8 protein-coding genes are annotated in these 12,903 nt (G+C 60.7%); 2 read left to right on the top strand and 6 right to left on the bottom strand.

Features of this window, described 5'->3' with window-relative positions; translation table 11 throughout:
• Positions 1 to 2 precede the first annotated feature (2 nt).
• Positions 3 to 614 (top strand): TetR/AcrR family transcriptional regulator, encoded by a 612-nt coding sequence (locus QZH45_RS13630; protein WP_024779698.1) that lies wholly within the window; start codon positions 3 to 5, stop codon positions 612 to 614.
• Between the two features lie 202 nt (positions 615 to 816).
• On the opposite strand, the gene QZH45_RS13625 is transcribed toward QZH45_RS13630, so the two are convergent.
• The 6 genes from QZH45_RS13625 to QZH45_RS13600 form a co-directional block, all read right to left on the bottom strand.
• Complete coding sequence (locus QZH45_RS13625; protein ID WP_024779699.1) at positions 817 to 1,920, bottom strand: polyamine ABC transporter substrate-binding protein; 1,104 nt, start codon at positions 1,918 to 1,920, stop codon at positions 817 to 819.
• Between the two features lie 38 nt (positions 1,921 to 1,958).
• Positions 1,959 to 3,293, bottom strand: coding sequence for an alginate export family protein (locus QZH45_RS13620; protein WP_024779700.1), 1,335 nt, complete (start codon positions 3,291 to 3,293; stop codon positions 1,959 to 1,961).
• A gap of 117 nt (positions 3,294 to 3,410) precedes the next feature.
• Entirely contained in the window at positions 3,411 to 4,673 is a 1,263-nt protein-coding gene (locus tag QZH45_RS13615; RefSeq protein ID WP_055135669.1) for a serine hydrolase domain-containing protein, read from the bottom strand.
• Between the two features lie 638 nt (positions 4,674 to 5,311).
• Positions 5,312 to 5,956 carry a response regulator transcription factor gene (locus QZH45_RS13610; protein WP_024781152.1) on the bottom strand — a complete coding sequence of 215 codons (645 nt, stop codon included), beginning with the start codon at positions 5,954 to 5,956 and terminating at the stop codon, positions 5,312 to 5,314.
• A 44-nt stretch (positions 5,957 to 6,000) separates the two neighbouring features.
• A complete protein-coding gene (locus tag QZH45_RS13605) occupies positions 6,001 to 6,609 on the bottom strand; it encodes a lecithin retinol acyltransferase family protein (RefSeq protein ID WP_024781151.1) in 609 nt (202 codons plus the stop codon).
• Positions 6,610 to 6,735: 126 nt separating this feature from the next.
• Complete coding sequence (locus QZH45_RS13600) at positions 6,736 to 12,207, bottom strand: trifunctional serine/threonine-protein kinase/ATP-binding protein/sensor histidine kinase (RefSeq protein WP_024781150.1); 5,472 nt, start codon at positions 12,205 to 12,207, stop codon at positions 6,736 to 6,738.
• Positions 12,208 to 12,480: 273 nt separating this feature from the next.
• Here QZH45_RS13600 and QZH45_RS13595 point away from each other — a divergent pair, with 273 nt between their 5' ends.
• Positions 12,481 to 12,870, top strand: coding sequence for a response regulator transcription factor (locus QZH45_RS13595; RefSeq protein WP_024781149.1), 390 nt, complete (start codon positions 12,481 to 12,483; stop codon positions 12,868 to 12,870).
• Positions 12,871 to 12,903 lie beyond the last annotated feature (33 nt).

Below are 12,903 nucleotides of genomic sequence, written 5' to 3'. Positions count from 1 at the left end.
CCGTGAGCGGACTGCGTGAACGTCAAAAAGCCGAACGACGCCAAGCCATCAGCAAGGCTGCGATCGAACTGTTCGAGCGTCAGGGCTTCCAGAACACCACCATCGAACAGATCGCCGGCCAGGCCGGGGTATCGGCCCCTACGGTGTTCAAGTATTTCGGCAACAAGCAGGAGATCATCCTTGAAATCCTCCACGAGGCCGACCAGCGTGCGCTCAAGGACACACGTCTGCAGGTCCCTGAAATAGAGGATCCGGTCGAGGCGCTGTGTTACCTGGAACGGCTGCTGACGGGTTACGCCCTGGAAGTCATGCACCCCAGTCTCTGGCGCGAACTGCTGCCCTTGATCCTGTTTGGCGGCGACGGCGGATTGCCGGACGGTTATCGCGCCATGAACGATGCGCTCAGGGCTGAAATCAGTGGCCTGATCAAGGAACTGCAGCAGGCCGGCAAGCTGCGCGACGACCTCGACGTCGAGCTGGCCGCCTTTTTGTTGAACGATTATTCACACTTGCAACTGTTCAGGCTGGTCAACCAGGAACAGCCGGATATCGAGGCACACTCTGCCCAGGTCAAGCGGATCACCGCATTGTTGTTCCAGGGCATGCGTGCCTGAAGGAAGACGCTGACAGATCGCCATCGCGAGCAGGCTCGCTCCCACAGGGGATTGGCACCGGCCGCAGAATGTGTGTCCACTGAAGAACCTGTGTGGGAGCGAGCCTGCTCGCGATGACGGTGGATCAGCCACTGCAGAGTCGACTGATAAACCGCCTTCGCGAGCAAGCCCCACAGGTTTTGTAGATGGACACTCTCCTCCATCAGCGATTGGTCTTGATGGCCGTCCAGGTACGCGTGCGGATCCGCTCGATTGCAGCCGGCATAGGCTCCAGGGCGAACAATGTCTTGCGCGCGTCATCCGGGATATACATCGCGGGGTTGTCACGGACCTCAGGGTTCACCAGCGCGGTGGCGTCCTTGTTGGGGTTGGGGTAGCCGATCTTATTGCTGATACGGGCGATGACATCGGCCCGCATGATGTAGTTGATGAACGCATGGGCCTCCTGGATATGGGGGGCGTTGGTGGGGATCATCATCACGTCCGACCACATCGGCGCACCTTCCTTGGGCAGCGCCATTGCCACTTTGACACCCTTGCCAGCGGCATCGGCCAGGCGCTTGGCGAGCGCCACGCCGCCTGACCAGCCTACGGCGATGCAGACGTCGCCATTGGCCAGGTCCATGCCGTAGCGTGACGAATTGAAGTAGGAGATGAACGGCCGGATCTTGGCCATCGCCGCCTGTGCCTGCGGGTAGTCCTCACGTTTCTGACTGTTGGGATCCAGTCCCTTGTAATGCAAGGCGATGGGCAGGATCTCGTTGGCTGCATCGAGAAAACCGACCCCGCAACTCGCCAGTTTGGCCAGATTTTCTTCCTTGAAGATGATGTCCCAGGTGTCTATCGGCACATCGGCTCCCAGAGCCTGCCGAACCTTGTCGACGTTATAGCCGATCAGTGTGGTACCCCACAGGTATGGCGCCGCATAGCGGTTGCCCGGGTCACCCACGGCTTCCAGGCCTTTCATGAACTCCGGGTCCAGTTGCTGCCAGCTTGGCAGTTGGCTGCGGTCCAGAGGCTGGACGGCGCCGGCGGCGATCAAGTGGCTGACGTTGGAACTGCCCGGGTACACCACGTCATACCCGGAGTTGCCGGTCAGTAGCTTGGACTCCAGGGTCTCGACACTGTCAAACACGTCATAGATCGGGCGGATCCCGGTCTCCTCCTGGAAGCTCTTGAGGATTTCCGGCGGCAGGTACTCGATCCAGTTATAGATTCTCACCGTCCGCTCTTCAGCCACGCATGCACCGCTGGCCAGCAACGAAACGAGAGCACCCAACACCGTGTTACGCAAAGACTTGTTCATGGCAAAACACTCCAGCGCGGCCGCGAAGGCTCGCGGCATCAATAGCGATAGGTGAACGATAATTCCAGCGCGCTGAATTTCCGGTCGTTGCCAAACACCTGCTTGGCCGCGGCCATCGGCTTGACCCAGTTATAGGACAGCGAAGAGACCAGCGCCTTCGACGGCGCCCAGTCGAGGAAGACGACGCTCTCGTCGGCAAAACGCCGGTCACTGACCGCCGTGCCCATGTAGTTCTTTTCGTCCAGCCAGAACTGGTAGTGGATGGCCCCGAGGTTGAGGGTCTCGTTGAGGTGGGTCTTGATCGAGAACTGCTGTACGTTTTCGTTGCTGTTGAACAGCAGATAGTTGCCGACAACATCCCCTACCAGCCAGGTCCCCCAGTCGACATAGCCCTTACTGAGCGGATCCCAGGACTTCTGGCGGTTGTCCGTCAGGTTGTCATCGCCGGAAAAGCTCGCGTAGCGATAGCCCACGACCGGCGTCAGCGGCAAGGCATCGAAGGCATAGTCAGCCTGGCCATACCAGGCCTTGGCATCATACTCGACACCCTCGCCGTTGCCGCGTTCCACCGCGTATTCGGCGTTGAGGGTCAAGGCCGGCAAGCCCGGGACCTTGGCGTTGAGCGCCCGCAGGTTATACACCTGCATGCCGTCCCGGCGCAGCGGCGTGGCGCCTTTGGGGCCGAGGGCATTGACCTTCATGGCCATGGCGCCGAGAGTCACTTGATCGTCGAGGTTGTAATCGAGGTTGGCCCCGGTCATCCGGAAGTCACCCAGGTCATCGTCGGTGCGCAAGGTGAACGCCTGGGTTTTCAATGTGCCGTGATCCCAGGCCAGCACCGCCGAATCCTTGAAAGCGCTCCTTGGTGCGAGCCAGTAGGCGCCGTCCTTGAGCTGGTCCAGATCACCGTCCATGACGATGAAGCCGGTGCCGATCATGTAGTTCTGGCGGCCGGCGGTGAACGTCCACTCCCCGGCCCGGAACCCACCGTAGAGTTCCTCGGTGGCCACCTCGCCATCGGAACTGCGGGTGAAGCCGCCGGCATCGCCATCGCCGAAGGTCGTCGCCCCGACCAGCGAGCCACCGGCCAGCAGGCTGAAGTCCGGCTGCAAGGCGTACTCAAGTTTGACGCCAGGCTTGACGTAGAACTCCTGCCAATCGATTTTGCTGCCGCCATTCTTGCGGCTGCGCATGTCGATACGGCCAGCGCCGAAGTTGACATTGCGGGTGGAAATCGCCGCAGCGCCTGCGGTGACGTTGACCTCACCCTTGAGATTGCCATCCTCGAAGGTATAGCCCGCCAGCGCGGCCTGGGCCGTCAGGGGTAGCCCGACCGCGAAGAGCGTTCGAGAGAAACGCATCGTGGAAACCATGTGAAGCTCCTGTGTGATTTATTGTTGTTACAGGGCAGTAAATGGCGGCGCAGAACGTCGCCAACACCTGGCGGGACCAGGTGAATGGAACGCGATTCTTGTAATCGGCAAACGTGGTCAGGCGCTGAGGTGCGCCGCAATAGCGCGCAGCATGCGCACGCTGTCCCCGTCGAACGGGCTGACGGCCTCGTTCAGAGATGACTGCTTGACGATCACCACGCCGGATGGCTTGTCGACGAACAGGTACTGGCCATGAATGCCACCGGCCATGAGCGCCTGGCTGTGGTCGTTGAAGACGTACCACTGGCTGCGATAGGAAGCGCCGGGGGTCCAGGCTTCAAAGTCGGGGGATGTGGCGTAGATCGCCGGATCGGCACCGGCGGCGATGCGCGCAATCGTCTTGGGCGACAGCAACTGGCGCCCGTCGTGACGGCCGTCACTGGCCAGCAGGCGACCGAAGCGCGCCATGTCGCGCAAGGTGGCGTTGAAACCGGCACCGGCTACGCTGCGACCCCATGGGTCGGCCATGAAATAGCCGTCGCGTTCACACCCCAACTGGCTCCAGATATCTTCCAACAGACGATGACAGGATTTGCCACTGGCGCGTTCCATGACCCAAGCCAGGGCTTCGGTGGTGGCCGTCACGTAGTGAAAGAAACCGCCATGATCGCCCTGCTTTCGGAGCGACGGCAGGAACTGGTACAGCGATTCGAACTGGGCGTATTGCGTGGGTGCCGGTTGGAAACCGCAGGCATAGCCGTACTGGGAGCTCTCCGAATCCGGATCCTCGTACACCTCGCTGTATTGGATGCCCACGGCCATATCAAACAACTGGCGTACGGTTGCATCGGCGTATGCACTGCCTTCAAGTTCCGGTACGTAGTGGGCCGCGGGCAGCGCCGGATCCAGCACACCGTCGCTGACCAGTTGTTCGCCGAGGGTACCGATCAGCGATTTGGTCACCGAAAACATGACATGTCGGTCCTGAGGCTCCTGGCCGTTGAAATAGCGCTCAAACAGCACGGTGCCGCCCTGCATGACCAGGAAAGCATCGGTCTGGCTGGCCACCAGGTGCTCAAGCACGCTGATGCTCAAGCCGCATTCGCTATTGAAGTGCAGTTCATCCAGTACAAGTGGAGCCTGCTTCAGCACGCTGACCGGCCCCGCCCCTGCCTGCACATCGATGGAAGGCCGCAGGCGCGCCAGATTGCGAAAGCCCCATTGATTGAAGGGCGCACGCATCCAGTTGTGCCAGGTGACACGATGGTGAGGTTCGGCCGGAAAACCTTGCATGAACGAAGAAGTGGAGCGTGCGTCGGAGGACGACTCATGCGTCTCGACATAAAGACTGGCCAGTGAAGGCGCGTTGTTCTGATTCATCGGGTTTCCCCTGGAGATGACTCTGCGTGACAGCAGATGCAGGGAAATAATTACCCGATGATATTTTTTAGTCAATAAAACTTTTTATTTATGTTGTATTTCTTGCCTTGTTGGGACTCCATATTTTCCCAGGGATGACACAAAACCCAGTGGGAGCAATACCTCCGTGACAGACACCCCGCCTTCGCGAGCAAGCCCGCTCCCACATGGGATTCGAGGTGGACGCTGCTTTTGCATACACCTCCGGCCCCTGTGGGAGCCGGGCTTGCCCGCGATGGCGGCGGCACAGTCAACATCTCAGTGGCGGACACTCCGCCATCGCGAGCAGGCTCGCTCCCACATGGGATTCGAGGTGGACGCTGCTTTTGCATACACCTCCGGCCCCTGTGGGAGCCGGGCTTGCCCGCGATGGCGGCGGCACAGTCAACATCTCCGTGGCGGACACTCCGCCATCGCGAGCAGGCTCGCTCCCACATGGGATTCGAGGGTGGACGCTGCTTTTGCATACACCTCCGGCCCCTGTGGGAGCCGGGCTTGCCCGCGATGGCGGCGGCACAGTCAACATCTCCGTGGCGGACACTCCGCTTTCGCGAGCAGGCCCGCTCCCACATGGGATTCGAGGGTTATTCGGGAGGGTGTCAGGCGCTGCGGTTCAGCGACTCGGCCATCCGAACCAGGTCGGCGAACGATTTGGCGTGCATTTTCTTCATCGCATGGGCGCGATGAATTTTCACGGTGATTTCGCTCAGGTGCATCTGCCCGGCAATCTGCTTGTTCATCAGGCCCTTGACCGCAAAAGCCATCACCTCTTTCTCGCGGACGGTCAGTGTCTGGTAGTGGGCATGCAGGTCGGCAGACTGCTGCCGGATTTCGCGACGTTTGATATCTGCCTGGAGCGCGGCGGTCACGGCGTCCAGCAGATCCTGTTCACGGAATGGTTTGGCCAGGAAATCCACGGCGCCGGCTTTCATCGCCTTGACCGACATTTCGATATCGCCATGGCCGGTGATGAAGATGATGGGAATATTCGAGTCCGACTCCGCCAGCCAGCGCTGGAAGTCCAGGCCACTGCTCCCCTGAAGTCGCACATCGAGCACCAGGCAACTGGCGCAATCCGTCTTCGGCTGCTGTAGAAACTCCGCGGTGGAAGCAAACGTCTCGACGCGGATTCCGACCGAGCGCAACAAATTACTCAATGCATCGCGAATGGAGGCATCGTCATCCACCACGAACACCATGGAGTCCTTGTTGCCCGGCTCATGGGATGAGGGACTACCGTTCATGCACGATCCTCTTGGGTGGACGGAAAAAATTCTAGCACAGGACACTAGGCCACCCAGTACGGCTCCAGTGCCGAAATCAAAGCGAGCAGAGCATGGGGACGATGGAAGCAGGCATCGACCTGCGCACTGTAGCTGTTCCCGCTGACGCACCAACTGCAGAAATGCTCGCAGTTGTTGAAGAGCACCCTGTACTGAGCTTCACCCAATCTCGAGCGCGCCCGTTCAGCGATTTCCTCGCTGGAGTACTTGCAAGGTTCCTGAAGCATCCAGACCGGCTTGCCGTTGGCAAAGCGCTCAAGATCAGTCACCTCGATGGGACCCGGGCGGAGCGAGCCACTGAACCCCGAGTAATGAACAACGTCTGTCCCGCCCAGGTAGATCCCGTGATGCAAGTAGAACCGGCGCGGGCTGACCAGGTGGGCGCCTATCGGCAAGTGGGCTGCAGGTTGCTCGACATCGACGGGGCGCAATGAAACATCCATCAGGCGCGTCGGACGTGGGTGGCAGTGGCGTGGCTCGGCGAGCCTGTGGCTCTCGGCTATCGGCATGCTCAAGCGGTAGAAAGCGCTCGTCGTGATGAGCGCCATGCAAATCAGCGCTATCGAACGAAGGGATGACAGTTGCTCTGCTGCCCTGGCGGTCAAGTTACTCATGACACATTCTCCGCAGTCCTTGATGGGGAATATATCGCCGGGGTTATCGCGTTTCATTTGTACGTGGGTTGGTTCAGGTGACCGATTGATATATGCCCCCTAAACCTAAGTATTAAACCGGCGCGCTCATGAGCGGGCGATGGGCAGCGTGAACTGAACGGTGGCGCCGCGCGGAGTGTTGGCGATGGCCCTCAGGCAACCGCCATGAGCTTCGATGATCGAGCGACAGATCGACAGTCCCAACCCCAGGCCGGTGGGCTTGGTGGTGTAGAACGAGGTGAACACCAGGTCAGTGCTTTGCGAGGCGAACCCCGGACCTGTATCGCTCACACTGACGAGCACGCAATCCGCCTCGCCCAGCGTCGCGCGAATCACCAACTGCCGCTCGCCTGCACTGATGCTGCCCATGGCCTCCAGTGCATTCATGATCAGGTTGAGCAAAACCTGCTGCAGCTCTACCCGGTCGCCTTCAATCAGGGGTAAACCGTCCATGAGTTGTGTCTGTATCGAAGCACCGCTCTTGATGATCTGGCCACGGGTAAACTCGATCATCTCCTCGATGGCCGCGTTAATGTTCACCAGGCCCTTCTGTGGCGGTGCCTTGCGGATATGTCCACGGATCCGACCAAGCACATCCGCCGCTCGATTGGCATCGAGGATGAGGCGCTCCAGTACCGGCCGGACTTCTTCGATGTCCGGTGGCTGGGCGTTCAACCAGCGTAGTGCCGCATTGGCGTTGAGGATGGCGGCGGCGATCGGCTGATTGACTTCGTGGGCAATCGAAGCCACCAATTGCCCCATGGTCGCCACGCGGTTGGCATGGGCCAGTTCGGTTTGCACCTCGCGATAGCGGCGTTCGCTTTCACGGATTTTTTCTTCCGCCTGCCTGCGCTCGGTCAGGTCCAGTACAAAGGCAACCCCCTCATTGCTACCCGCTTCGAACAGAGCCAGGCCGACAATGACCGGCAAGCGACTGCCATCTTTCCTGAAATATTCCTTCTCGTAGGGCCGGGCGTGTCCGGTCAGCAACGCTTGCGCCAGCGAGCGGTCGCTGAGCTCACGAAACTCCGGCACGGTCAGGTCTCTCCAGCGCAGGCCGCCGGAGGCAAGGTCTTCTCGCTGGTAGCCCAACATGCGCAGGAACGCATCGTTGGCCTCGATGATGTGCCCGTCGGCATGCCAGACGAGAATCCCGATGATGTTGGCATCCACCAGGCGGCGGATCTTCGCTTCGCGCTCGGCGACCTCGCGGTACAAGCGGGCATTTTCCAGGGAAACGGCGGCCTGTGAGGCCACCAGCTTCAATACGGCGATCCGGCCCGGACTGAACACGTGGCCCGCCAGATTGTTTTCCAGATAGAGCGCACCGACGAGCTTGGCCTGGTTGGTCAGAGGCAGGCACAGGAGCGAACGGACCTGCTGCTGACGGATATAGGGATCCGTGGCAAACGGCGCCTCGACCAGGGCATCGCCCAGTACCACGCTCTCGCGGGTGCGCAGGACATGATAAAGAACCGACTCCGGCAACAACGCGGCGTTCACCGGTGCATTTCGCAGTTGCGTGGTGGTACCGCCAGCAGTCACTTGCGCAGCGATCCGGTGCTCACCGTCCTGCAAGAGAACCAGCAGCCCGCGTTCGGCACCGGCCTGTTCGATCGCAGTGCCCATGATCATATCGATCAGTTTTTCCAGAACGATTTCGCCCGACACGGCCTGTGAGACCTTGAGGACTGTAGCCAGGTCAAGGTGTTCGACCGGTGTCGCCATCGTTGTGGTCGGGCCGGGCGCGGGCTCTTCGCTCCTGAGCGCGGGAAACTTGTCTTCAAGCTGCCGCACCTTGCCATCGGCGCCCCAGCGCAGGTAACCGTAACGGGCATCCTGCAAATAGACCCGGGCAATCTTGCCGAACCCGCGCGCCCGGTAAAAACGCGAAGCGAGCTCATTGGCAAGCGCCTCGACATGAACAAAACCGCTGGCTTGGGCAGTTTGCAAGGCTTGCTCGTAGAGCCGCTCGGCATCGATCACCCGCCCCTCGACCCGGGCGATCTCGGCTCCGACCAGGGCGGCGCGACTGGCAAAGTTCTCCGGACATTGCCGGGCCCAGGCCTCGAGCCACTGGTGGTCGGCCGCCATGGCGATCAGGTGCTGCGCCTGTTCGCCTGCCGAGACGCTGTCACAGCGGGCGGCCCGGGCCAGCGCACTGTAGAAGTGATACTCGGCTTCCTCGCAGAACGCCTGGCAAACCCAGAGCAGTTGGTGAGCCTTGGCGGCCGCCTCAACGGCAGCCTCCGCATCGTCGGCCAGGTAACGCGCCTGTAATTTGCGGACCCAATACAGACATTCGGCCAACACCAGGTCCGGATTACCAGACAAGTGGGCTTCGGTGGCAGACTCGTTCAACTCTGCATCGTCCAAGCGACCGAAGGTCGGAGTCTGACCTCGGAGCATTCGGATCAGCGTCAGTTGCGTGACGATGAAGTCAGTCACCAACCCAAACCCCACCTTCCTTGCATACACCAGGCCCCGTTCAGACTCACCTTGTACGTCATGCAACGGCTCACCGGCGAACAGCAGGTCCGCGACGAGGTTGTTGCCGGCATAGGCACCGTAGGGCAGATCGCCGATCCGGTTCGCCGCTGCAAACGACCGACGCAGCAGATCGCGACACTCCCCCACCGGCCTCATCCAGCGCACGGCGAAGCACGAAAAACACAGGTAGGTGCTGGCCTCGAATCGCGTCAGGCCTCGCCGTTCGACAAGTGCGCAACCGAGCTGGCCGAATCGGAACCCCATTTCGTGGTCTCCAAAGCGCCGGCCGGCGACCCGGAAGAAATTGGCGTAGAGCACACAGGATGCATCGCAGTTGCCGCGCTCCAGGCTCAGATTGACCGCTTTGCAGATCAACAGATCCGCAAGGTTGCCGTCGCTCTGCAAGGCCGGTGCGAAGAGTTTGCCCAACGCGTCGAGGGTCATGAGGGACGTCGGATCTTCCATGAGCGGCAAATCGATAAGATCCTCGATGGCCCGCTCCCCGAGCAACAACCCGATGCGCTCGTACTCCTCGCGGACCTCGGCGTCGCTCGGATGAGCCGTCCATTCGATGCCCACATGGCGCAGGTAGTCCAGGCAGACCGCAACCGCGCCATCACTGCGGTCCAGAAGCAAATAGACATCCATCAGCAGACAGGCAACGCTGGCCCGTTCGATCACAGTCGTGGCGCGATCCGACAAAGCGCTCAGGCCCGCGTCCGCCAGCTCCAACTGTCCAGTCAACAGCTCGCACTCGGCCCGACTCAACGCCAAGGCAAACACCAGCCCATGTCGACGGCTCCAGCATTCCTCATCCAGCAACTGCATGCCGGAGCTGAAGTAATTAAGCGCCGAGGCATAGGCTGTCGACGCCTTGGCCCGCTGACCGGCAATCAGGTTGAATTGCGCCAATTGTTCACGCTCGTCCTGATCCGTGATCAGCGCTGCGCCGAGATTGAGTTGGCCGACGATATCGAAAATCCCCTCATCCCGTTCCCGTTCGCAGCTCTGCACGGCGAGCAGGCGTCCGATACGCAGATGGGCCTCGGCACGTGAGTCCTCGGGAATCAGCGAATAGGCCGCTTCATGGATACGGTCATGAACAAACCGATAGGCGCCGTCCAGGCGCTCGACCAGTTCCTGGCGAATCGCCTCCCACAGCGAGGCTCTGAGCTGCGTCTCGGGAGTGCCCAGGACAGTCGAAAGCGCTTTGAAGCCGGCAACGTTACCCAGGCACGCCAGTTGCTGCAGAGCCAGCTGCGTGTCCTCCGGCAGACGGACCAGCTTGCCGACCATCAGGTCCACGATGTTGTCGGTATAGCCCTTGGCGTGGATGCGATCCGGGTCCCACCACCATTGACGAGCCTCATGATCGAAGGTCAGCAGATGCTCCTCGGCGAGCGCTTGCAGAAACTGGATCACGAAGAACGGATTACCGGCGGTTTTATCCAGCACCAGTTGCGCCAGGGGCTCGATACGTGAGCGTTCGTCCTGCAGCGCTTCGGTGATCATCTGCTCGACATGCGCCTTGTCCAGCGGCGTCAACGTGATCTCGCTGACCTTGCCTCCCGCGCTGCGAATGGCCTGGAGCTTGGCGGTCAACGGGTGCGAGACGTCCACTTCATTGCTGCGGTAGGCGCCGACGAGCATAAGGTGTCGCACGTCGGAGCTGGTCAGCAAGTCCTCCAACAGGTCAAGGGTCGCCGCGTCGAGCCATTGCAAATCATCAAGAAACAACGCAAGCGGATGGGCTTCGCGAGCGAACACACCGATAAAGCGCCGGAACACCAGCAGGAAGCGGCGTTGCTCCTGCTGCGGATCAAGGGACGTGACCGGTGGCGGCTCACCGATGATCAGCTTGAGTTCAGGTATCAGGTCGGTCATCAGACGCGCGTTTACGTCCAGTGCCTCCTGCAAGGCGTCCCGCCACTGCGTCAGCTCTGCGTCACTCTTGCCCAGCAGCGTGCGCACCAGACTCTGGAACGCCTGGACCAGGGTCGAGTAGGGAATATCGCGCCGGTACTGATCGAACTTGCCACTGGCGAAGAGCCCTCGCGGCGGCACGAGCGCCTTGTGCAACTCATTGACCACCGATGACTTGCCGATGCCGGAATAACCGGTCACCAGTACCAGCTCCGGTGAGCTGCTGTTGACGATCCGCGAGAACGCGGCAATCAGGGTGTCGACCTCTTGCTCGCGGCCATAGAGTTTTTCGGGAATCAGCAACCGATCCGACGCACCGTGCTCGCCCAGCGCAAAGGCATTGATACGGCCCAGTCGCTGCCAGTCCTCCAGGCATCGCCGCAGATCATGCTCGACACTGGCAGCCGTCTGGTAGCGTTCCTCGGCGGTCTTGGCGAGCAACTTCATGACAATGAGGGACAGCATCTCGGGAACGGTTGCGACCCGTTCGCTGGGCGGCAAGGTCTTTCTAGCGATATGGCAGTGCACCCACTCGATGGGATCGGAGGCGGTGAACGGCAGCGAGCCGGTCAACATCTGGTAGAGGGTGACGCCGAAGGAATACAGGTCGCTGCGCGAATCGATCGAGCGATTCATCCGACCGGTCTGCTCAGGCGCCATGTACGCGAGCGTGCCGGCCAGGGTCTCGGGCGCCTGTCGCTCCCGGGGCAAGCGCGAGGCGAGGCCGAATCCCGTGAGCCGGGTCTGACCGTCAGTGCAGTTCACCAGGATATGGCTGGGCTTGATGTCCTTATGAATGAGGCCCTGCTGGTGCAGCTTGCCCAGCGCCACGGCAATACCCACGGCAAGCCGCAGGAACGTGGCGGTTTCCATGGGCGCGATCAGCAGTTGCATGAGCGGCACGCCGCCCGGGTCCTCGAGCACCAGATACACCTGGGCGCCTTCGCGCAGCATCTCCAGCGGGCGCACCGACCAGGTGCTTTCCAGCTCGTCCCTCAGACCAAACTCATGAGCCAGACGGCCCAGGCAGCCAGGGCGAGGTTGCTCGCCCGCAGGTCGGGCAACCAAGACAGAATACGTGCCATCTGCGTCCGAACGCAGTTGCCGACAGAAGGTACGCTCACCATCGTCCCATAATATTTGCATGCTGTTTTCCACCGGCACGGGAACAATAAATCGTTGGTTATCCAGGGCTGTTGCAAGACGCCGTCGGGAACGGAACGAGTCGTGTCACCGGTCTGTAGATTAGCGTCCCGCGCCCCCCCTTCACAGCTATTTCCGTTGAGCAGGAGTGGACCGATTCATTGAGCGGAACGAAACGACCCTTAGGTTTTAACAGGTTATACGTAGGTATACTTCTGCGCTTTGCGAGACCGCGTATCGTGTAATTCACGACAGGCGCTGTCACGAGCGACCCCTATGGAAGACACCCAGATACGCAACACGCAAACCATTGCAGTCGTCGATGATGACGAGTCCGTTCGGGCCGCCCTCAAAAGTTTGTTGCGCTCCAGCGGCTATGACGTGCGCACCTATAGCAGCGCCCTGGACTTTCTCGACACCGCCGGCCCCGCCGGGACGAATTGCCTGGTTTCCGACATCCAGATGCCAGGCATGAGTGGCGTGGAACTGCACGAGCGACTCGGTGCGATGGGTTTCAGGATACCCACCATTTTCATCACCGCCTATCCCGGAAAAGTGTCCCGCTTGGGCGCCAACACTCCCGGGCTGGTGGCCTGCCTGCCAAAACCTTGTGAAGCCGACCGGCTGCTGGAGTGTATCGAGACCGCCCTCAACCAACGGTACTGACCACTCCCACTCATACCTTCGTATAGTCCGCCG

It is taken from the genome of Pseudomonas corrugata, from assembly GCF_050920615.1.
Lineage (GTDB): Bacteria > Pseudomonadota > Gammaproteobacteria > Pseudomonadales > Pseudomonadaceae > Aquipseudomonas > Aquipseudomonas corrugata.
This window is presented reverse-complemented; position numbering and strand designations above follow the sequence as displayed.